Consider the following 21,427-nt stretch of genomic DNA (forward strand, 5'->3'; position numbering starts at 1 on the left):
CCCCGACAGGTTGCCTCCGCGCCAGGCGGAGATGCGCCGGTTCAGAACGTCAGGTCGGGGGCGCTAGGGTTCATGCGGACGATCACCCAAGTACGCGGCCTGAAATTTCCCGACGAGTTCGTCGTCCGCCACTTCTTCAAGCAGGGGCTCGCCAACCAGACCGGCCGCGTGCTGGAACTGGGCTGCGGCACGGGCAACAATCTGGCGCTCTACGCCCAGTACGGCTGGACCGTGACTGGCGTGGACTACGACCCGTCGGCCCTGGAAGACGCTCGCTGGAATCTCGGCGACGAACCGGTCCTCATCCAGGCCGACCTGTCGGGCGGCCTGCCCCGGTTGCACGGCCGTTTCGACGCCCTGATCATTCCGAACCTGCTCTGCTATCTGACGCTGGAGCAGGCGCGCGCAGTCCTGACCGGGCTCCAGCCCCTTCTGGCGCCCGGTTGCCATATCTTCATCCGCACGCGGTTGATCGATGACTACCGTTACGGCCGGGGCGAGATGATCGAGGCCGACGGCTTTCGCCTCAACACGCCCGAGACGGGCGAGGCGGGTCTGTTCAATCTCTTCTATACCCCCGCCGGACTGGTCGGCCTGCTGGACCAGACCCTTGGCCTTGTCGAGCGACAGGACCTTGCCGTCCGCTTCGACAATATCCAGTCCGGTCGCCGCGTGCCCGGTAACAGCGATCTGGTCGTCTGGGGGATCGTCCCTTGAGCACCAAACGTGTCCGCATCGTAGGCGGAGGCCTGACCGGCATCCTGGCGGCGCTGAAGGCGCACGACCTGGGCAGTCGCGAGATCGATCTTCACGAGCGGTTCGACGACCTCGGCGGCGTCGCCCGACCGCGTCAGGCGGACGGGCTCGAGGTCCGCGACGGCTGCATCTATTTCGGCCCGCGCGGCGACGCCATGCGCGGGCTGCTCGAAGACCATGGTGTGCGGTTCGAGGATTTCGACAACCGCTTCGGGTCCGTTAGTCCCGGCCGGGATCACGAGGTGGCCACCCATGATTTCGGCGGCCCGGCCCTGGCGACAGCCAATGCTCTGCTGACACCCCCGGGCGGCGACAGTCTGCGCGATCGGCTGGCGGCCTATCCCGAGGACATCTCACGGGACCTGACGCGGTATTGCGAATGGCACCTCGGCCCGGCGCTGGCTGAAGTGCACCAAAGCGCCGCCATTCCCCTGGCCATCAACCGGGTCTTCCCGCTTGGGCCCGCCATCGAGGACATCGCCGCCGGCAAACGCTCGGACCCTCTACAGGACGAGCTGTACGGCATCCCGCGGGGGCTTTGGGGGTGGCGCAACAATGCCACCGCCTCCCTGCCGCGCGACGGTTTCCAGGCCTTTTTCGCCAGGTGCAGAACGAGGCTGGAGCAACTCGGCGTCCGCGTCCACGATACCTCCCTGGTCTCGCCGCGCCAGCTGCTGAGCGAGCCCACGCCGGGTGAAGCCGTCGTCTGGGCCGCCAACCCCATGCCCCTGTTCAAGGTCGCAGGCCTCGCCGCCCCGAGCCTGATCAAGAAGAGCTTCGCCACCTATGCCTTCAAGGCCTCCTACGGCGGCCCCCTGCCCTTCTACGTCCAGAACTTCACCGCCAGGGGCGCGGTTTTCCGCCTGTATCTCTATGAGACGCGCGGGCAGGCCGTCGTGCTGGCCGAGTGCGTGCGCGAGGCGGATGAGGCCGAACTGCGCAGCGAGATCGCCAGGCTGATGACCGGCTTCGATGGAGCCAGCCTCAGCATCGGCGAACAGATCGGCGCCAACGTCGGGCCGCGCTGGATCTATCAGTCGGTGGACGCAATGCGAAAACTCACAGACTTGCGAGCGGCCTTCGCCCTGACGATGGGGGCCACCTTCATCCCCGGCGCCTGGGAGCCCTATGCCAAGGCCGAAAAATTCTCCGAGGTGAATGCCGGCCTCGGGGCCGCCCTCGAGGTTTCGGGCCAGGCCGCCGCCGCGTGAATACGCCCCGGCCTCGCCGGACGGCGGCCATCATGCAGCCGACCTACCTTCCCTATCTCGGCTATTTCCATCTGATCGCAGCCAGCGATGTCTTCGTCTTCCTCGACGACGTCCAGTTCGCCCGCCGCTCCTGGCAGTCCCGCAACCGCATTCTCGGCGCAGCCGGCGAGGTCATGCTGACCGTCCCTGTCCGGAAGCACGCCCGCGACACCCCCATTGCCGCGATCGAGATTTCGGAGGCCGAAGCCTGGCGCGACGATCATCTCGCCTCGATCCGCCACGCTTACGCCAGACGCCCCTTCCTCGTTGAGACCATGGCCTACCTGGAGGATGTGCTCGCCGCGCGGGGCAGCCTCGCCCGATTGAACCGCGCGATCATCGAAACGGCCGCCCGATACCTGGGCCTGAAGACCGAGTTCGTGAACGCTTCCGACCTCGCCCAGCCGGGGCAACGGTCGGACCATCTGTTGGCGATCTGCCGGAAGGCGGGCGCGACCGACTATCTCTCGCCCATGGGTTCGAGGGACTACATGATGGAGGACGGCGTGTTTGCGGCGGTCGGCTTCCCCGTCGCCTTTCAGGGCTTCGTGGAGATCGAATATCCGCAAGGTCGCGAGCCGTTCACCCCCTATATGGCGTTCATCGACGCAGTGATGAACCTCGGCTGGGAAGGTACGCGTGCCCTGCTCGACGACATGGCAGAGAGCTCTGCTCAAGCGGTCTGACCGCCCTCGACCATCTCCCAGGCCAGGGGTTCGCCGCGCGCGATGTCACGGGTGGCGGTCCGTCCCAGAACCACGTCCAGATGCACGGGTGCCAGGCCGTTGCCCGGCCGGACCGATCGGACATTGGCGCGGCTCAGGGTCTCGCCCGCCTTCACGTCTGCAGTGACATACAGCGAGCGCCGGAAGAGCAGTGAACCCCGCTCGGACCCCAGAATGTCGAAGTGAGCGGCCCCCAGCGCGCTCCAGGCGTCCTTGCAGTCCCGCACCAGGGCCGTGAACTCTGCCGGCTCCAGACTGAAGGCGGCATCGGGTCCGCCGTCGGCGCGGGCAAGGGTAAAATGCTTTTCGATCACGCAGGCACCCAGAGCGACCGCAGCGACCGCAGCGGCGGAGCCTGGCGTATGGTCCGACAGGCCGATGACGCTCGACAGGCGTCGGGCCATTTCCGGGATAGTTCGGACATTGGCGTCAGCGAAGGTGGCCGGGTAGCTGGACACGCAATGCAGCATGACCACGCCCGGTGCCCCGGCAGAGAGGGCGGCGTCGCGGGCCGCGATCATCTCGACTTCATTCGCCATGCCGGTGGAGATGATCAGAGGTTTGCCCTTGGCCGCCGCATAGCGGATCAATGGCAGGTCCACCGCCTCGAACGACGCGATCTTGTAGGCGGGTGCGTCCAGCCCCGCGAGAAGATCCACGGCCGTCTCATCGAACGGACTGGAGAAGATCGTCACCCCCCGCTGTCGGGCCCGCTCGAAGATCGCCGTATGCCACTCGAACGGCGTGTGAGCCTCCTGATAGAGCTCATACAAACTCCGGCCGTCCCACAAGCCACCGTGGATGCGGAACTCGGGCCGGTCGACGTCAAGGGTAATAGTGTCGGCTGTATAGGTCTGCACCTTGATGGCGTCGCAGCCGGTGTCGGCCGCCGCATCGACCATGGTCAGGCAGCGCTCGAGGCTGCCGTTGTGATTGCCCGACAGCTCGCAGATCACGTAGGGCGGATAAGACGGCCCGATCTTGCGGCCGGCGATCTCGATCTCGGGGGCATGGGTCATCGGCGAAACTCGATATTGGCTGAGGCAAGGTTAGGCCTGCCCCTTGAAGGCGGCGTTAACCCAGGGTCTCCCGCCGGGCCTGCATCTTCAGCTCCGCCAGCCGCCAGTCGCTCAGGGTGTCGATGTCCTGCGCCTCCATTTCGTCGATGACGAAGCTTCCGGCCCGGCCAGCGAACATGGGCTGTTTGCTCAGGCACACCTCGCGGGTCATCCAGTAGAACTGGCCGGCGTCATGATAGGCGGGCTCCAGGTCCTGGGAGCGGCTGGCATAGTGTTCGGGTTGCCGCATTTCGGTCCGCCCGGCCGCGTCACGGCGAAGGGCTCGCTGGATCGGCGACCCGAACGCGACCACCGGGAACACCGTATCGAACCCGCCTTCGTCCATCAGGGCCAAGGCGTGCCTCAAAGTCGAGGCCTGCAGCAGGGGCGCGGTCGGCAGGATGCAGCACAGACGCTCGAACCTCTGACCCTCTGCCTCGTAGCGACGGACCACCTCGGCCATGACGTCGAGCAGGATGGCGTGATCGTCGGCGGTCTCGGCGCTGCGCAGAAAGGGCACGCTCGCCCCGGCCTCGACAGCGACGGCGGCGATCTCCTCGCTGTCGGTCGACACCATGACAGAGTCGAACAACCCGCTTTCCAGCGCCGCCTCGACCGACCAGGCCAGCATGGGCTTGCCTGCGAATTCGCGGATGTTCTTGCCCGGCAGTCGTTTGCTGCCGCCCCGCGCCGGAACGACGGCGAGTGCTTTCACGCCAAACCCCGGACGGCGGCGATGACCCGTTCGACCTCGTCATCCGTCATGGCCGGGAACAGCGGCAGGCTCAGTGCCCGCTCGTAGTATCGATCCACCGCCGGCAAGTCGGGGCCCTCACCGTAGGTCTCGCGAAACCAGGGCTGTCGCGGCACGGGAATGTAATGGACCTGCGTGCCCACGCCCTGCGCGGCCAGAGCGGCCATCGCCTCATCGCGGGACCGGCCGATGCGCTCGAAGTCGATCCGGGTGACATAGAGGTGGAAGCCAATCCGGTCGGCCGCCGCGTCCTGTGGCCGCTGCAGCCAGTCGAGATTTGCGAACGCCGCCTGATACCGGGCGACGATGGCCAGGCGGCGGTCGATAAAGCCATCCAGCCTCTTCAACTGACTGGAACCCAGCGCCGCCTGGATCTCGGTCATTCGATAGTTGAACCCCAGCATCTGCTGTTCGTACCACCACCGACCGGGCTGTTCGGACAGGCGGGCAGGCTCGCGCGTGATCCCATGCGAGCGCATCATCAGCAGCCGCTCATAGAGCTCGGGGTCATTGGTCGTGACCGCCCCGCCCTCGCCCGTGGTCATGGTCTTGACCGGGTGGAAGGAGAAGACCGTCGCGTCCGAGTAACGGCAGTCGCCGACCTTGCCTCCGGCATATTCCGAACCGATGGCGTGGGCAGCATCCTCGACGATCCTCACACCATTCGCGGCGGCCATCTGTCCGAACGCGGCCATGTCCGCAGGGCGACCGGCGAAATGAACCGGCGCGATCAGGCGCGTCCGCTCGGTCAGAGCCGCCATCGCCGTCTCGGGCGACAGGTTGAGCGAGGCTGGATCAATGTCGGCAAAGACTGGCGTCAGGCCGACGTAGGCCATGGCATTGGACGTCGCCACGAAGGTGATGGGACTGGTGATGCCTTCGCCGGAGCCGAGATCGAGGGTGGCCATGGCCAGGTGCAGCCCCGCCGTAGCATTGCTGACGGCCACCGCGTGGCGGGCCCCGACGTAGTCTGCCAGCTCAGTCTCAAACTGCCGCGTCGCAGGCCCCTGAGTCAGATAGTCCGACCGCAGGGCGGCGAGCACGGCCCGCTCATCCTCCTCATCGATCGACTGTCGACCATAGGGGATGAAGGTCTCAAAGGGCATGTTCAGCCCCTCACGCGATTTTCCGGTCGTCCGCCGCCGGGAAAAGCTCCTGGCGCAGGGCGTCCGCCATCTGCTGGATCACCGGCTCCCATTGTCCGGACTGCTCCGCATGGAAGACGCGCGCCGAGGGATAGCAGGGATACTGGTCGGTCCCGAACCGCGTCCAGGAGCCCGGCCCCGCGCTCAGCCACACCCGCGCACCCGCCGCCGCCGCAAGATTGGTGGTCGCCGTGGCCGGCCCCATGACCCCGTCGAGGGCGAGGCAAAGCGCCGCCAGGTCGTCCAGATCCGTCTTCAGATCAATGCCGGGCGGCGTCCAGATGTCGAAGCCCTGCGCCCTGGCCGCTGCGAGATCCGCCGCCGCATCACCGTACTGAAGACTGACAAAACGGACCCCGGGCGTGGACAGGATCGGGCCCCAAAGGGCGAGGGGCGAATAGCCGCGCTCACGCGACCCGCCGACCTTCATGCTCTTCCACAGGACGCCGACATGGAGGCCCGGCGCCGCCTGTTTCAGCACTTCGCGCCAATGGGCGACCCGATCCGGGTCCGGCGTCAGATATCCATCCTGGCGCGGGAAGGATTCCAGGGTCGTCCGGAAGCCGCGGAACAGGCTGGCCATGGGGGTCCAGAAGTCGATGTCCGGCGCGTCTCCGGGGAACGCGGGCGATCGGAAGAAGCGCGCCATATGGCGGACGCTCGTATGGGCGATAACCGTGGCGCTCGGGTAGCTGCGCTGGAACAAGGCCACGAGCCTGTGTTCCACGGCGATGATGAGCCGGCCGTCCGGACCGATCGCGTCGCTCACATCCTTGAGCGGATTGGCGAAGAGCACCTCGTCACCGAGCCCCTGTTCGCCATAGACCAGCAGGGTGCGCCCGCTCAGATCGTGCTCGGGGGTCCAGCGCGCGCCGAACTCGGCGAATTGCACGGCGTCCTCCAGGGACTGGTCGAACCTGACCTCGTAGGTCTCGAAGCCAGAGACCAGATCTCCCACCAGAAACTGCGTCAGGGCCTTGGCCATGCGGATGGTCGCGATCTCGTGCGGATCGCTCAGCCCCTCGAGGGCGACTTCCATTTCCCTCAGCGCTTCGAGCGGCTGACCCAGAGTCACCAGGCAGTTGGCCCGGTTGTAGCGCGCCTTGTAGAAACCGGCATCAAGACGCAGGGCCTCGTCGTAGAACACCATCGACCCGGCGGCGTCCCCGCGCTCGCTCAGCACGGTCGCAAGCGTGTTCCACAAGACCGGGCGATCCGGATAGATTTCCAGAATGGCACGGAGCATGTCGATGGCCTCGCCGTACCGGTTCTGGTCGCGCAAGACGCAGGCGAGATTGTTGGTCGCCTCTTCCTCGCCCGGGCAGTGGGACAGATAGCGTGCAAACAACTTTTCGGCGATCTCGAGTTCGCCCAGTCGATGGGCGAGACGCCCAAGGTCCTGTGCAACGGTGACCTCGTCCGGCGCCAGCTGGACAGCCGCCTCGTATGCGCTGAAAGCCTTGGCCAGCTCTCCCTGCTTCTCTAGCGAGATCGCCAGCATGTGCCAGGCAAGGGGATGGCGGTCATCCAGCCCGAGCGCCTGCAAGATGGACGCCGACGCGGTGACGTAATCCTGGCGGGCCAAGGCCAGCAGTCCGGCCTTCAGAACGGTCAGAGCCTTGCGCTGCTTCGCCTGCGCGTTCTTTGACAGGGTCGCGCCGGACCTGCCCTTGCGTTCAGCCGCCTGTTTCAACCGCATCAGGGCGTCGGCTGAGGCTGAATCGCCGACGAGGCTGTCGAGCGCCAGGCGCGGGGGCACCGCAATCTCGTGTTGTCCGGCCATCGCGTCCCTCATCGTAACTCGCATTGTCGCTGAAACAAGGTTAACGCGCCGTTGAGTAATGGTGGGTCTGATATCCGCGAGCCCGGAGGGTGCCGCCGCCAGGATCAGCGAGGACTCCGGCCAGACCGTGCAAGGCGTAACGCCCTGACGAGTTTTGAGAAGACCGCCATCAGGCCCAGGGCCATTATCGTGCTGTACCGCCTGATCTGGCGTGTCGAACGGGTCGTCATCGGGCCTCTCCTCTTTTCAAGGGTGGCCTCGGTGCCGGGATCGGGGTGTTTGGACGGACGGGACCCCGGCATCGAGCGCACTCGATGCGGTCCGACATCACGATCACCATGATCGTCAGAGGGGCCCGGGCCGCATAACGACTCTCAGGCGCGAAGGTCCGGAACCCAAAAGAGTTTAGTTGATGCCCGCGATAACGGCCGCGAATGCGGACTGTTATGTCGTCCGGAGCTCGCCGGTGGCGATGTCGAACCGCCAGGCCGATAGCGCCAGATGCCCCGCCTTCTCGCCCTCCCGTATCCACGGGAAGGTCCGTAGATTGCTTAGTGAAAGACTGAGGACCCCGGCCTCGACCGCTGTTTCGAAGGCCTCCCCCGATCCTTGTTCGGGCATCGGCCACATCACCGGTTCGGCGATGTCCATCCAGGGGCCGAGGAAGTCCTGGGCGTTGCGAAGCGGCCCATGGATCATGGCGTGAATACCGTCGCAGTTGGCATGCCCAAGCACGACGATACGACGGACCTTGAGGATCTTGACGGCATACTCCAGCGCCGCGCTCGTCCCGTGACAACCGCCGTCAGGCGCATAGGGCGGAACCAGACCAGCGACATTGCGGATGACGAACAGGTCGCCCGGCTCCGCGTCGAAAATGGTCTGCGGATCGATCCGGGCGTCGGAGCAGGCGATCACCACCGTCGCGGGTTGCTGGCGGCGTCGAGCAAGTTGGGCATAGCGGCCCGCTTGGCCAGGCCAGACGACGCTGCGGAAACGTTGATAGCCAGCGATCAGGGGGTCATCCGGACGGACCGTCATGCCGTAGCCGTTCAGACACGAATATCGAAGGTATGCCGACTGGGTCTGCGGATCCCGGCGTCATCGCTGATAGACTGAGGCGGATCGACGGGACGATCGGTGGGCGTGCTTTGATGCGCCGCCACCCGCCCGGTCATCTGGGAGAGTTGGAGAGCCCAGACCTGGATGGCGGGGTTGGATGATGCTCCGACTTTCATCGTCGATCTCCTTCACCGGGGATCAGGCCGAACGATGCCGGATCGACGCCCAGGAGTTTGCAAATCCTCAGGATCACGGCGCGCTCTTCCGCGTCAAAGCCACCATCGGCTTCGGCGACCGAGCAGGCCGTTTCGATCAGCAGGCGAGACGGGCCCGGCTGGCCTCGCAGGCGGGCGACAGCGAGCTCCGCCGTGGCCTCACCTTCGTCGAGATCGCGCTCGAACCGCAGGTTCAGCGCCTCAAACAACGCCAATACGTCGTCGGTGCCGAAGAACGCGATCGTCGGTGAGTGACGCATGCGGTCAACCATGCGCGTACGCTCATCCGGGGTGACCCAGCCGTCGGCCTGCGCAACCATGGCACAGGCCGCGACGACCGCGTCCATCTGGACGATGCTTCCGGGCGCCCACACGTCGTCGGCGTTAATCGCATCAGGTTTGCGCAGCAATCTGTTTGTTCTGGACATTGGACCTCTCATTCGAGCGCCTGTTAAGGGGCGACGAGTTATTGTGTTGGGGCCATCGGGGGCGGCGCTGGGGGAAGTTGCCGACCCTCCTGGTTTCTTAAGCCTGACCGGAGGAGTAAACGCCTCGCGATTCCGCCGTTTCCGTGAACCAGACTCCAGCATGATCCTGGCGCGACTCCGACGACATCTGGCGACCGTCAAAGACCGCGAGCCGATCCTTGATGGCGAGCTTCTTCTTCTTGATGCCCGCAACGGTACGGTCGTCGGGTCGCGGTCGCGACCGCTCGTCCTTCAGCGCCATTTCCAGCAGGGAATGAAATCCCCGCAGCCGGCGCGCCAACACAATAGACATGGAGCCACTCCTTCTCTGAAGGGGGGCGCTCGACGCTGAAGCCGTCGGTTCGATGGGGGATTAACAGCCGGACCCCGTCATCGAGCGCACCCGATGCGATCCGACATCACGATCGACATCGATCGTCAGAGGGGCCCGGGCCGCACAGACACGCTGCTCTACTGGTGCCTGACGTGCCAATGAGGAATGCTTATGTGGCGAATGACAGAGTATTATGATCGCATTGAAAAGCTCACGGTGAGGCGTTGGACAACTGTCTTAGAAATTCTGTCAGAGATGGCGCGACGTAGCGACGATCTTCACTGGATTGACAATACGCCGCACTTCGCACCGGCTAGTAAACGCTAAGCCAGGTGTTGACGCCGCGAGGATCTACCTTCATTACCTCCCCCTCCACGGGTCCGGGCCCCTCTGGCAGCCGAGGCGTCGGCTGCGATGTCGGATCCCCGCATGGATGGCGCAACGCGGCGCCTTTTTCTTTTTTCAGGGGTGCGGGATGTTTGAATCCCTTCCGTTTTTTGCTGCGACCTATGTCGGTCAGCCGATCTGGCTGTGGATCGCCTTCCTGGCCTTCATCGGCTTTCTGTTGTGGATCGACCTCGGGGTCGTGAACAACAAGGACGGGGTCGTCTCGGCCAGGAAGTCTGCGGCCATGTGGGCGTCCTTCGCCTCCATCTCCATCGCGTTCGGAGCCTATGTCTATTTCGTGTATGAGCCCGATGCGCGCTACTACATGAGCCCAGACAACCTCAATCAGCAAGCCGTACTTCAATACTTCACGGGCTATCTTCTCGAGACCGCCCTTGCGTTTGACAACATCTTTGTCATCGGGATGATCTTCACCTTCTTCGCCGTTCCACGCCAGTATCAGCACCGTGTGCTGTTCTGGGGCATCATGGGTGCGATCGTCTTCCGGGCCATCTTCATCTCGCTGGGCGCGGCGATCGTGAACGAGTTCACCTGGGTGCTGTTCATCTTCGCCGCCTTCCTGATTTTCACGGGTTGGAAGATGATCTTCGGCGGCGATCACGAGATGGACCTGAACCAGAACCCCGTCCTGAAGTTCCTCAGGAAGCGGATGCGGATCACTGACACCATCGACAACCACAACTTCTTTGTGAAGCGGCCTGACCCGAAGGGTACGGGCCGCCTGGTTCTGTTCGCGACCCCGCTGTTCCTGGCCCTGGTCATGGTCGAGGTGGTCGACGTCATCTTCGCGGTCGATTCCGTGCCGGCGATCTTCGCGGTCACGAAAGACCCCTTCATCGTCTACACGTCCAATATCTTCGCGATCCTGGGCCTGCGGTCGATGTATTTCATGCTCGCCGAGGCCGTCGCCCGCTTCAAGTATCTGAAGTACGGGTTGTCGTTGGTTCTGGTGCTGATCGGGGTCAAGATCATCTGGAATTTCGGCCTCTACAAGGCTTGGAAGGACATGACCGGCGAGGCACTTGTGCCCTATCTCGAGCCGCAATGGTCCCTGATCGCGACCCTCGGCCTGATCGGCGGCTCGATGCTCTATTCCTGGATCAAGACCCGCGATGCCAGGGACGGGCCGGAACGACCGACCCACTAAGCGTCCCGATCAGGGCGGCGTGATGGTGTTGGCCTCGATGGACTGGCGTCAGGACGACGACGGGCCGCGCTCCAGGGCGCGCAGTACCTCCTGCGCCAACAACCCGGCGGGGCCACCCATGCCGCGCGTGGACACCAGGGCGATCTCGCTGTCGCTGAGCGGCGGCAGCGGGTCGCCGAGAACAGTCAGGTCGCGCGGGGCCATTGCGGCCGGAAGGACCCCGACGCCGAGGCCGGCCCGCAATGCCGCCATCTGACCCGCGAGGCTGGGCGAGGTGAAGGAGGCGCGGAACGCCAGCCCGGCTGCTTCCAGCGCGCCCAGCGCCCGCTTGCGATAGATGTCGGGAGCCGGAGCCACGATCAGGGGCAGAGGCGACGTCTCCAGGATCGACCGGTCCAGCGCCACCCAGACCAGGGGCTCGCGCCAGACCCGGACGCCGAGCTCGGGTCCGACCGGCTCGCGTTTGATCAGGGCGAGATCGAGCAGCCCACGTGACATCTGATCGAGCAGATTGGCGGTGTAGTCGCACGTCACGGACAGCTTGATGCGGGGATGGCTGCGCGCGAAGGCACCAAGGATCCCCGGCAGATGCATTGTCGCGACGTCCTCCGGCGCGCCGAACCGTACCTCGCCCTCCAGATCGCCTTCGCCGAGCGTGGAGACGATCTCGTCGTTCAACCTCAAGAGCCGGCGCGCCTGCGGCAGCAGGCCGGCGCCTTCCGTGGTCACGGCCACGCCCTTGCCCGCCCGGTCCAGAAGCGGTGACCGCAGTTGATCCTCCAGCCTTCGGATCTGAAGACTGACGGCGGGCTGGGTTCGCCCCAGCAGTGCGGCCGCCCGGGTAAAGCTTCCCGTTTCCACGACAGTCACGAACGCGCGCAGGAGGTCTAGCTCGAGATTGACCAGGCGCGACGTCACGTCATTAGCATCCGTTATGGAGGGCATCATACTAATAAACTGGATCGGATGGATCGTCGAGGCCAGAGGAGGCCACCCTTGGATGGACCCCACCGAATGCCCGATCTTTCCGCCAGTCTCGAATTGCTGACCTCGCCCGCGATCCTGTTCTTCTTCCTGGGCGCAGCCGCCGCCTTCGCGCGGTCGGACCTGTCTATACCGGAGCCGATCGCCAAGGCGCTGTCGCTCTATCTGATGCTCTGCATCGGCTTCAAGGGCGGGGTCGAAGCGCGCGCCGCGGGGTTGAATGGCGACTTCCTGTCCGCGGGCGTCATCGGCATTGCGCTCAGCGCCTTGATGCCGCTTGTCGCCTTTGTCATTCTGAAGCGGATGCCGAGGCTCGATCGTTCGACGGCCTGCGCCCTCGCGGCGACCTATGGTTCGGTCTCGGTCGTGACCTTTGCTGCAGGCCAGCAGCATCTGGCGGCCCTCGGCATCGCCTCCGGCGGCTATATGGCCGCTGTCCTCGCCCTGATGGAGACGCCGGCCATCCTTACCGCGCTGCTGTTGCTGAACGGTGCTGGTCGCGGGGAACCCGGGCAACGCAGGGCGGTCCTGAGGGAAGTCTTCTTTGGGGCCGCAACCGTCATGCTGCTGGGCAGTTTTGTGGTGGGAGTGGTCTCGGGATCGGCCGGCATGGCCAAGCTGGAACTTTTCGTCGGGCCCCTGTTCCAGGGCGCGCTGTGCTTCTTCCTGCTCGACATAGGCCTGATCGCCGCGCGCAGGCTGATGGAGGGCGGGCGCAAGCTCAGCCCGGCCGTGGTCGCCTTCGCCATCGGGTTTCCCCTGCTCTCGGCGGGCCTGGCGTTGGGACTGGCGTGGCTCGCCGGTCTCGACGTCGGCAATGCCGCCCTGCTCACCATCCTGGCCGGTTCGGCATCCTATATCGCCGTGCCCGCCGCCATGCGGCTTGCGGCGCCCAAGGCGGACACGGGCGTCTTCGTGACGGCGTCTCTGGCCATCACCTTCCCCTTCAATCTGACGGTCGGCATCGCCCTGTACACGGCTGCGGCAGTCTGGCTCTGGGGGTGACCGAGCCCTCGAATTTCTCCCCCGTTCGTCCCCAAACTCTCCTCAGGCGATCACCGGGACCTCTCGCTGAGCCGGCATGAACAGCTTGCCGATTGCCACCCTGCTCCGGCGTCCACCACCGGTCACGCCTCGGGCGGCGACTGCAATCCCTGGGAGACGAAAAGAGAGAAGATTTCCATGGGCCCGAAAGTCGAGACGCCTTGCGCAGACCTGGAGACGATCGACGCGCATCCTGACAGCGCGGCCGGTCACGCAACCGGGGCGACGCTGGCAAGCCTCCAGGGCAGGGTCTCGCCCGCGTGGAACGGCACGACTTCGCCCTCGGGCAGCATTGTGATCCGCTGTGGAACGACGACACCGACCCGTTCCAGGACGATGCTCCCCGTGTTCAGCGGGAGACCGTAAAAGCGCGGACCATGTTCAGAGGCGAAGGCCTCAAGCTTGTCGAGTGCACCCTCTTCGTCGAACGTCGCGGCATAGCTCTCGATCGCGAAGGGCGCGTTGAAGATACCGGCGCAGCCGCAAGCGGACTCCTTCTGTCCGATCAGATGCGGGGCCGAATCCGTCCCGAGGAAGAATTTCGGCGAGCCGGACATGGCCGCGCGCCGCAGGGCGAGCCTGTGTCGCTCGCGCTTTGCCACCGGCAGGCAGTAAAAGTGCGGGCGAATGCCGCCCGCGAACATGGCGTTGCGATTGATGTGCAGATGATGGGGCGTGATCGTCGCAGCCAGGTTCGGGCCTCCGCTCTCGACGAAGGCGACGGCGTCGGCGGTGGTGATGTGCTCGAAGACCGTCTTCAGCGCCGGGAAATCGACAAGGATCCTCGAATAGACGCGCTCGATGAAGACGGCTTCGCGATCGAAGATGTCGACCTCCGGGTCCGTCACCTCCCCGTGCAGCAGCAAAGGCATGCCGAGACGCTGCATTCGCTCCAGGACAGGATAGATCTTGCGGATGTCGGTGACGCCGTGATGGGCATTGGTGGTCGCATGAGCCGGATAGAGCTTGCAGGCGGTGAACACCTCAGCCTCAAAGCCGCGCGCGATTTCATCAGGATCGGAATCGTCGGTGAGATAGCAGATCATCAAGGGTTCGAACGCGAGGCCGGGCCCCAGGGCCTCACGGATCCGCGCTCGATAGGCTTCGGCGGCGGCGACCGTGGTGATCGGCGGCGTTAGATTGGGCATGACGATCGCGCGCCGGAACTGGCGCGCCGTATGGTCGACAATCGAGCTCAACAGCGGGCCGTCGCGAAGATGAACGTGCCAGTCGTCCGGCGCTCGGATCGTCAGTCGAGCCAGATTTGATGGTTCCTGCATTCCGGCAGCTTAGCCTTACAGACCGGAGACCGAAAGCACTGGGAGTTTGCCTTGCAGCGGTCATGTCCCCGGACGGGGTGTAGCTCGGGGCCGGTAGGGACGATCTGCCATCACCCTGACAGGACCCACGCGCCTGATGGGTTTGAATTGACGGTGTCACGCCGGGGTTCAGGCGGAGCCAGGCAGAATTACTCGAGGGGTCCCGTCACCAAACCCGCCGTGCTGGCGTATTCGAAATAGCTTCCATCCACTACATGAGCAGCCATGCACCGTCTCATCGGAAGAACGCCAGATCCTGAACCCCTGTCCGGTGTCCGCGGCCGCGCGGTTCCGATCGCCGACCCGCATCTCACCGCCGGGGCCGGGCCTGCTAGTATGATGGACGGCCTTGGTCGAACAATCAGCTACCTTCGTGTCTCGGTGACGGATCGCTGCGATCTGCGCTGCACCTACTGCATGCCCAGACATATGGTTTTTGCGCCAAAGGCCCAAACGCTCGAGCTTGACGAAATCGCACGGCTGTCACGCCTGTTCATCGCCCTCGGTGTCACCCGGATCCGATTGACGGGGGGAGAGCCGCTGTTGCGTCGGCGCGCGCTGGACCTGGTGCGGGCGCTGGGATCGGACCTCGGTCACGGGTTGGAGGAACTGACCCTGACCACCAACGGGACCCATCTGGCCGGTCACGCAGATGCGCTGTTCGACGCGGGCGTGCGGCGGGTGAACGTCTCCCTCGATACCCTGGACCCCATCGCCTTCGCCCGCATCACCCGCGGTGGCGATCTGGGCAAGGTCATGGACGGCCTGGCGGCGGCGAAGGCGGCGGGACTGAGGGTCAAGATCAACACCGTGGCCCTGCGCCAGGATAACGCCGACGAGCTTCCAGCCCTGATCGTCTGGGCTCATGGCGAGGGTTTCGACCTGTCGCTGATCGAGACCATGCCGCTGGGATATGCCGACGAAGACCGCACGACACAATTCCTGTCCCTGGCCGAGGTCCGCGACGCACTTGAGGCGCGCTGGACGCTGACGCCCCTGACGGACCGCACAAACGGACCCGCACGCTACGTCCGGGTGGCGGAGACCGGCGGGAGGTTGGGCTTCATCACTCCGTTGACGCACGGCTTCTGCGGCGATTGCAATCGCGTCCGACTGACCTCGCAGGGCCAACTGTTCGGTTGCCTCGGAGGCGAGACCTTCACCGATCTTCGGACCCCGATGCGGGCCGGCGCTGGCGATGACGAGCTCGCCGGGCTGATCCAGAGGGCCATTGGCGGCAAGATCGCGGGGCATGACTTCAGCCTCGCCCGACTGGCCGAACCGACGCTATCGCGGCATATGTCGGTCACGGGAGGGTAGAATGGTGAAGGTCCTGCTATTCGGTCATCTGGCCGACAGCGCTGGCTGGCGTGAACAGGAGATGGACTTCACCGGGACGCTTTCAGCCCTGACCGGGCTATTGTCGATGGCTGATCCGAAGCTGGCCGCCAGTCTGACCGCGCCCGGGGTCCGGGCCGCCGTCAACCACACGATTTCGGCGGAGGACACGGCGCTGAAAGCCGGCGATGAGGTCGCCTTCCTGCCAATCTACAGTGGCGGTTGACGGTGACTCTGATCCTTACCGACCAAGCCTTTGATGCCGAGGCGGAACTCAGAGCCTTTCACATGGCGCATGCCGACGCTGGCGCGGTCGCCAGCTTCATCGGGTGCTGCCGGGCGGCTTCGGGAAACACCCTGGTCCGGGCCCTGGAGCTGGATCTCTATCCAGGCTTCACGCACAGCACGATCACCGAAAAGCTGCACACATTGAGCACCACGCCCGGGGTCGATGGCATTCTGGTCGTTCACCGCCATGGCCGGATCGACGTGGGCGAGGCGATCGTTCTGGTGGCCGTCGCCGGGCCGCATCGTCGGGCCGCCATCACCGTCATGGACCGGACCATGGACTGGCTGAAGGTTGAGGCCCCGTTCTGGAAGAAGGAACACAGGGCTGACGGCGCTCACTGGATTGAGCCGACCGATCGTGACCGGACCGACGCCGCCCGGTGGCATGAAACTCCAGCTCTCGCTGACCCAGACAGGATCATCCCATGACGCCGCCCATCGACGCGCCCCCGCCAGGCGGACGGCTTGCACCGGACATCGCCTTTACCCCGGTCAGGATCGCGATCCTGACCGTCTCCGACACTCGCGACGAGGAAAGCGACACCTCCGGCCGGGTCCTGGCCGACCGCGTGGTTGCGGCGGGGCATCTCCTGGCCGGCCGGGACTGGGTCCGCGATGACGTTGACGCTATCCGTACCAGGGTCCGGAGCTGGATCGACGCCGGCGAGGTCGATGTCATCATCAGCACCGGCGGCACGGGCCTGACCGGGCGCGATGTCACGCCGGAGGCGCTCGAGCCCTTGTTCGACAAGCGCATCGACGGGTTTTCCGTGATCTTCCACACCGTCAGCTATCGCTCGGTGGGCCTCTCGACCCTGCAGTCGCGCGCCATCGCAGGTATCGTCAACGGCGTGTTCGTCTTCTGCCTGCCCGGGTCGAACGGCGCGGTTCGCGACGGCTGGGATGAGGTGATCCGCTGGCAACTCGACAGCCGCCACAAGCCCTGCAACATGGTCGAACTGATGCCGCGTTTGACGGAGGTCTGATGGATCCGCTTCGATCCAACCATTTCGGGCCTGACGGCCGTCCCGTCATGGTCGATGTTTCGCCCAAGCCCAGAACCGTCCGGCGCGCGGTCGCCGTGGGCCAGGTGCTGATGTCCGCCGCCGCGATGGACAGTCTTCTCAACGGCGGCACCGCCAAGGGCGACGTCAGAGCCATCGCCGAATTGGCCGGCATCATGGGGGCCAAGAGGACCGCCGACCTGATCCCTCTGTGTCATTCCTTGACCCTCGACAGCCTCGACGTCCGCATAGAACCGCTCGCAGACCGAAGCGGCGTCCACGTGAGGGCGCAGGCCGTGACCACCGCGCGGACCGGGGTCGAGATGGAGGCTTTGACCGCCGTCTCGGTCGCCTGTCTGACCGTCTATGACATGTTGAAGTCGATCGATCGGTCTATGACGATCTCGGCTTTACATTTGCTGGAGAAGTCCGGCGGCGCGTCGGGCGACTATCGGCGCGAGACGCCGTGATCCCGCCTGGACCAGATGAGGCCCGGCGACTGATGCTGGCCGACCTGGCGCCGCTGGCCAGCGAACTGGTCCCACTGTCCACCGCAGTCGGACGGACCCTGCGACGCGCCGTGGTCGCGACCCGGGCGCAGCCTCCGTTTGCGGTGTCCAGCATGGACGGCTGGGCGATCCTGGACGCCGACCTCGACCCGATGGCCCGTCTGGCCATCGTCGGCGAGAGCGCGGCGGGCTCGGCCTTCGACGGCGTCCTGTCGGCCGGTCAGGCCGTGCGGATATCGACGGGAGCCCGACTGCCGACCGGCGCTGACCGCGTCGTACCCCAGGAGGCGGCGGATCAGGAGGATGAGCGGGTAGCCATGACCCGCGCGCGCCCTGACGACGCCCGCTTCATCCGGCCGGCGGGACTGGATTTCTCCGCTGGCGAGACCTTGCTGGAGGTCGGCGTCCGGCTCGACCCGTGGTCGATTGCCCTCGCCGCGGCGGCAGGATCTGCCGAACTCGAGGTGTCCCGCCCTGCCCGGGTCAGGGTCGTGACGCTGGGCGATGAGATTGTCCGTCCGGGTGAACCGGCCGGACCCGACCAGATATTCGACGCCACCGCCGACGCCCTTTCCGCACTCATTACCGCCTGGGGCGGAGAGGCCGAACGAGCGGGTCCGGTCGCCGACGACAGGGTTGCCCTGGCCCTGGCCTTGACCAGCACGGGCGAGGATCTGCTGGTCACGGTCGGCGGCGCTTCGGTCGGAGACCACGACCTCGTCAAACCGGTTCTGGTTCAGGCCGGCCTGACCCTGTCCGTCGAGGGGATCAATGTGAGGCCGGGACGACCGACATGGTTTGGCCGAATGCCGGACGGTCGCCGGGTGCTGGGCCTTCCAGGCAATCCGGCGTCGGCCCTCGTCTGTGCGACCCTGTTTCTGGAACCCCTGCTGAAGGCCCTGCACGGCGTCCGGGACGGCGGCCTCGACTGGCGGTCGGCCCGGTTGACGATCCCCTTGCCGCGCAACGGTCCGCGCGAACACTATCTGCGGGCCGCGTTGTACACAGGCGACGACGGCATCAGCCTGGCCGAACCGTTTGAGGATCAGGACTCCTCGCGGCTGGTGGTCTTCGGGGCGGCGAACGGACTGGTGCGGCGTCGGCCCGGCGCGGATGAGTCGACGCCAGGCGAGGTGGTGCAGGTTCTCGCCTTGCCACGCACACGTATCCGCTGATGGACTGGGCAAGCGGAACCGAGCTTTGGCTGGCCGCCTGCATGCTGATCGGGGCGGCGCTATACTCCAGCGTTGGCCACGCCGGAGCGTCGGCCTACATCGCGTTGATGGCGCTATTCGGCGTGCCGGTTGCGGTCATGCGGCCCACCGCCCTTGTGCTCAACATGGTTGTCGCCAGCCTCGCGTCAGTGCGGTTCATACGCGCCGGACTGTTTCGCTGGCGGACCTTGTGGCCATTCCTTGTCACAGCCCTGCCACTGGCCTTCGTGGGCGGAATGATCCATCTGCCGACCACCGTCTATCGACCGGTGATGGGTGTGGTCCTCCTGCTCTCGGCGGCGCGGCTGATCTGGCCGACCCCCATCAAGGCGCTGTCTGAGTGGCGCGACCCCCCGATCCCCCATGCCTTGCTGGCAGGAGCCGCGATCGGCCTGTTGTCGGGCCTGACCGGGACGGGCGGCGGGATCTTCCTGTCGCCGCTCCTGCTCTTCCTGGCCTGGTCGGCACCCAAGCCTGCAATGGGAGTGGCGGCGGTTTTCGTCCTGGCCAATTCGGTCTCCGGTCTGCTCGGAAACCTGGCCTCCGTGCAGGAGTTACCGCCAGGTCTGCCCCTCTATGTCGGAGCCGTTCTGATCGGTGCCATCATAGGCACGACCATGGGCATTCGAATGACCTCGCCCTGGATCCTTCGCGCCCTGGCGCTGGTCCTGCTCATCGCCGGTGCCAAGCTCATCGGCGTCTACTGAGGGTGCTGATAAAGGGAACTGACAAGTGGTGACCTGCCCCTGAAATTTCACGAGGCGGTGTTGGCCATGATCCTGCGTCAGCAGGATGAGGGCACCATGATCAGCCTGGCCCGCCGCAGGGCCAGTATTTCCGACGCGACACTATAGGTCCGGCGCAGGTCATACGCGGGCCTGATGCCGTCGGAGATGAAGCGGCCAAGGCAGATTGACGATGAGAGAGGGCGGCTGAAACGGATCGTTGCGGACCTGACGCTGGACCGTGGGATGCTGCAGTTCAGGGTGAACGCCACCCGGCGCAAACATCAAAAAGCCCCGCAGCGGGGCTGACGGGGCTTTGAGATCTTGGGTGCGGGAGCAGGATTTGAACCTGCGACCTTCAGGTTATGAGCCTGACGAGCTACCGGGCTGCTCCATCCCGCGGCAAGAGCGGCTTTGTGAAGGAAGATGTTCGAGAAGACCCAGGCTCAAGCAGCGCAAAGCGCGTTAGCCCGGAAAACACGTCACAATCCACATATCCGCTTGGTAGACCCGGCGGCGACCTACTCTCCCATGCCTTGAGACATAGTACCATTGGCTCTGGAGGGCTTAACGACCGAGTTCGGGATGGGATCGGGTGGGGAACCTCCGACATAACCACCAGGTCAACCAAGCGGATATGTAGATTGTGACGAGAAGACATTGTCGTATTCGAAAAATCGAATGAGTTTTGCTGAGAAACGATCAAGCCGATCGGATTATTAGTACCAGTAAGCTTCACGCGTCGCCGCGCTTCCACACCTGGCCTATCAACGTGGTAGTCTTCCACGATCCTCAGCGAAGCCTTGTTTTGAGGTTAGTTTCCCGCTTAGATGCTTTCAGCGGTTATCTATTCCATACTTAGCTACCCTGCTGCACAACTGGCGTCATGACAGGTCCACCAGAGGTATGTCCATCCCGGTCCTCTCGTACTAGGGACAGATCCTCTCAAGCTTCGAACACCCACGGCAGATAGGGACCAAACTGTCTCACGACGTTCTGAACCCAGCTCACGTACCACTTTAATCGGCGAACAGCCGAACCCTTGGGACCTGCTCCAGCCCCAGGATGTGATGAGCCGACATCGAGGTGCCAAACTTTGCCGTCGATATGGACTCTTGGGCAAAATCAGCCTGTTATCCCTAGAGTACCTTTTATCCGTTGAGCGATGGCCCTTCCACGCGGGACCACCGGATCACTATGGCCGACTTTCGTCTCTGCTCGACTTGTCAGTCTCGCAGTCAGGCGGGCTTATGCCATTGCACTCGACGACCGATTTCCGACCGGTCTGAGCCCACCATCGCGCGCCTCCGTTACACTTTAGGAGGCGACCGCCCCAGTCAAACTACCCACCACGCCATGTCCCGGGACCGGATAACGGCCCTCGGTTAGACGTCAACGACAGTAAGGGTGGTATTTCAAGGATGGCTCCACCAGAGCTGGCGCCCCGGTTTCATAGCCTCCCACCTATCCTACACATACGGTCGCTAACGCCAAGGCGAAGCTATAGTAAAGGTTCATAGGGTCTTTCCGTCTGACCGCGGGAACCCCGCATCTTCACGGGGAATTCAATTTCACTGAGCCTGTGCTGGAGACAGTGGGGAAGTCGTTACGCCATTCGTGCAGGTCGGAACTTACCCGACAAGGAATTTCGCTACCTTAGGACCGTTATAGTTACGGCCGCCGTTTACCTGGGCTTCAGTTCGTCGCTTTCACAACTCCCTTTAACCTTCAGGCACCGGGCAGGCGTCAGACCCTATACGTCGCATTGCTGCTTCGCAGAGCCCTGTGTTTTTGCTAAACAGTCGCTACCCCCTGGCTTGTGCCACTCTGCAAAGGTTGCCCTAAGCAGAGTCACGCTTATTCCGAAGTTACGCGTGCAATTTGCCGAGTTCCTTCAG

General features: G+C 64.6%; 21 protein-coding genes, 1 tRNA gene and 2 rRNA genes (1 of these 24 only partly in view). 12 read left to right on the top strand and 12 right to left on the bottom strand.

Annotation, left to right across the window (positions count from 1 at the left end):
• Positions 1-72: 72 nt before the first annotated feature.
• From ACW18A_RS09420 to ACW18A_RS09430, 3 genes are read left to right on the top strand one after another with little or no spacing between them, the layout of a single operon-like run.
• Positions 73-717, top strand: coding sequence for a class I SAM-dependent methyltransferase (locus ACW18A_RS09420; RefSeq protein WP_492021471.1), 645 nt, complete (start codon positions 73-75; stop codon positions 715-717).
• Positions 714-1,967, top strand: a complete 1,254-nt coding sequence (locus tag ACW18A_RS09425) for an NAD(P)-binding protein (protein WP_492021472.1) — start codon at positions 714-716, stop codon at positions 1,965-1,967. The genes ACW18A_RS09420 and ACW18A_RS09425 overlap by 4 nt, the downstream gene beginning before the upstream one ends.
• Before the next feature lie 32 nt (positions 1,968-1,999).
• Positions 2,000-2,692, top strand: coding sequence for a WbqC family protein (locus tag ACW18A_RS09430; RefSeq protein WP_492021473.1), 693 nt, complete (start codon positions 2,000-2,002; stop codon positions 2,690-2,692).
• On the opposite strand, the gene pseI is transcribed toward ACW18A_RS09430, so the two are convergent.
• The 7 genes from pseI to ACW18A_RS09465 form a co-directional block, all read right to left on the bottom strand.
• The gene (pseI, locus tag ACW18A_RS09435; protein WP_492021474.1) at positions 2,680-3,750 is read right to left on the bottom strand and encodes a pseudaminic acid synthase; all 1,071 of its coding nucleotides are present in this window, start codon (positions 3,748-3,750) and stop codon (positions 2,680-2,682) included. The genes ACW18A_RS09430 and pseI overlap by 13 nt on opposite strands.
• Positions 3,751-3,805: 55 nt before the next feature.
• Positions 3,806-4,504, bottom strand: a complete 699-nt coding sequence (gene pseF, locus ACW18A_RS09440; protein WP_492021475.1) for a pseudaminic acid cytidylyltransferase — start codon at positions 4,502-4,504, stop codon at positions 3,806-3,808.
• The gene (gene pseC, locus ACW18A_RS09445; RefSeq protein WP_492021476.1) at positions 4,501-5,649 is read right to left on the bottom strand and encodes a UDP-4-amino-4,6-dideoxy-N-acetyl-beta-L-altrosamine transaminase; all 1,149 of its coding nucleotides are present in this window, start codon (positions 5,647-5,649) and stop codon (positions 4,501-4,503) included. Before pseC ends, pseF begins: the two co-directional genes overlap by 4 nt.
• 10 nt (positions 5,650-5,659) lie before the next feature.
• Entirely contained in the window at positions 5,660-7,471 is a 1,812-nt protein-coding gene (locus ACW18A_RS09450; protein ID WP_492021477.1) for a tetratricopeptide repeat protein, read from the bottom strand.
• Positions 7,472-7,915: 444 nt separating this feature from the next.
• A complete protein-coding gene (locus tag ACW18A_RS09455; protein WP_492021478.1) occupies positions 7,916-8,512 on the bottom strand; it encodes a carbonic anhydrase in 597 nt (198 codons plus the stop codon).
• Between the two features lie 193 nt (positions 8,513-8,705).
• Complete coding sequence (locus ACW18A_RS09460) at positions 8,706-9,158, bottom strand: tellurite resistance TerB family protein (RefSeq protein WP_492021479.1); 453 nt, start codon at positions 9,156-9,158, stop codon at positions 8,706-8,708.
• Between the two features lie 115 nt (positions 9,159-9,273).
• A complete protein-coding gene (locus ACW18A_RS09465) occupies positions 9,274-9,528 on the bottom strand; it encodes a DUF465 domain-containing protein (protein ID WP_492021480.1) in 255 nt (84 codons plus the stop codon).
• Between the two features lie 496 nt (positions 9,529-10,024).
• Between ACW18A_RS09465 and ACW18A_RS09470 the strand changes: the two genes are divergently transcribed.
• Positions 10,025-11,104 (top strand): TerC family protein, encoded by a 1,080-nt coding sequence (locus tag ACW18A_RS09470; RefSeq protein WP_492021481.1) that lies wholly within the window; start codon positions 10,025-10,027, stop codon positions 11,102-11,104.
• Positions 11,105-11,152: 48 nt separating this feature from the next.
• Here ACW18A_RS09470 and ACW18A_RS09475 read toward each other — a convergent pair whose 3' ends face one another.
• On the bottom strand, positions 11,153-12,022 hold the full coding sequence (locus ACW18A_RS09475; RefSeq protein WP_492021482.1) for a LysR substrate-binding domain-containing protein: 870 nt from the start codon (positions 12,020-12,022) through the stop codon (positions 11,153-11,155).
• 96 nt (positions 12,023-12,118) lie between these two features.
• Here ACW18A_RS09475 and ACW18A_RS09480 point away from each other — a divergent pair, with 96 nt between their 5' ends.
• Positions 12,119-13,093: a sodium-dependent bicarbonate transport family permease gene (locus ACW18A_RS09480; protein ID WP_492021483.1), complete on the top strand. Its 975-nt coding sequence runs from the start codon at positions 12,119-12,121 to the stop codon at positions 13,091-13,093.
• Between the two features lie 248 nt (positions 13,094-13,341).
• On the opposite strand, the gene pyrC is transcribed toward ACW18A_RS09480, so the two are convergent.
• Complete coding sequence (pyrC, locus tag ACW18A_RS09485; protein ID WP_492021484.1) at positions 13,342-14,331, bottom strand: dihydroorotase; 990 nt, start codon at positions 14,329-14,331, stop codon at positions 13,342-13,344.
• Between the two features lie 456 nt (positions 14,332-14,787).
• On the opposite strand from pyrC, the gene moaA reads away from it, so the two are divergent.
• The 7 genes from moaA to ACW18A_RS09520 are packed head-to-tail and all read left to right on the top strand — an operon-like array spanning position 14,788 to position 19,511.
• Positions 14,788-15,771, top strand: a complete 984-nt coding sequence (moaA, locus tag ACW18A_RS09490; RefSeq protein WP_492024375.1) for a GTP 3',8-cyclase MoaA — start codon at positions 14,788-14,790, stop codon at positions 15,769-15,771.
• Position 15,772: 1 nt separating this feature from the next.
• Positions 15,773-16,015 (top strand): MoaD/ThiS family protein, encoded by a 243-nt coding sequence (locus ACW18A_RS09495; RefSeq protein WP_492021485.1) that lies wholly within the window; start codon positions 15,773-15,775, stop codon positions 16,013-16,015.
• Positions 16,016-16,017: 2 nt separating this feature from the next.
• Positions 16,018-16,506, top strand: a complete 489-nt coding sequence (locus ACW18A_RS09500) for a molybdenum cofactor biosynthesis protein MoaE (RefSeq protein WP_492021486.1) — start codon at positions 16,018-16,020, stop codon at positions 16,504-16,506.
• Entirely contained in the window at positions 16,503-17,063 is a 561-nt protein-coding gene (gene moaB / locus ACW18A_RS09505) for a molybdenum cofactor biosynthesis protein B (RefSeq protein ID WP_492021487.1), read from the top strand. The genes ACW18A_RS09500 and moaB overlap by 4 nt, the downstream gene beginning before the upstream one ends.
• Positions 17,063-17,551: a cyclic pyranopterin monophosphate synthase MoaC gene (gene moaC / locus ACW18A_RS09510; RefSeq protein ID WP_492021488.1), complete on the top strand. Its 489-nt coding sequence runs from the start codon at positions 17,063-17,065 to the stop codon at positions 17,549-17,551. Before moaB ends, moaC begins: the two co-directional genes overlap by 1 nt.
• Positions 17,552-17,583: 32 nt before the next feature.
• Complete coding sequence (locus ACW18A_RS09515; RefSeq protein WP_492021489.1) at positions 17,584-18,765, top strand: molybdopterin molybdotransferase MoeA; 1,182 nt, start codon at positions 17,584-17,586, stop codon at positions 18,763-18,765.
• Positions 18,765-19,511, top strand: a complete 747-nt coding sequence (locus ACW18A_RS09520; protein WP_492021490.1) for a sulfite exporter TauE/SafE family protein — start codon at positions 18,765-18,767, stop codon at positions 19,509-19,511. Before ACW18A_RS09515 ends, ACW18A_RS09520 begins: the two co-directional genes overlap by 1 nt.
• A 343-nt stretch (positions 19,512-19,854) precedes the next feature.
• On the opposite strand, the gene ACW18A_RS09525 is transcribed toward ACW18A_RS09520, so the two are convergent.
• The 3 genes from ACW18A_RS09525 to ACW18A_RS09535 form a co-directional block, all read right to left on the bottom strand.
• Positions 19,855-19,931, bottom strand: a tRNA-Met gene (locus ACW18A_RS09525).
• 106 nt (positions 19,932-20,037) lie between these two features.
• Positions 20,038-20,152: ribosomal RNA gene (rrf, locus tag ACW18A_RS09530) — 5S ribosomal RNA — on the bottom strand.
• Positions 20,153-20,227: 75 nt separating this feature from the next.
• Positions 20,228-21,427: ribosomal RNA gene (locus ACW18A_RS09535) — 23S ribosomal RNA — on the bottom strand (it continues 1,583 nt past the right edge of the window).

This window comes from Brevundimonas sp. AVps5 (assembly GCF_058681515.1).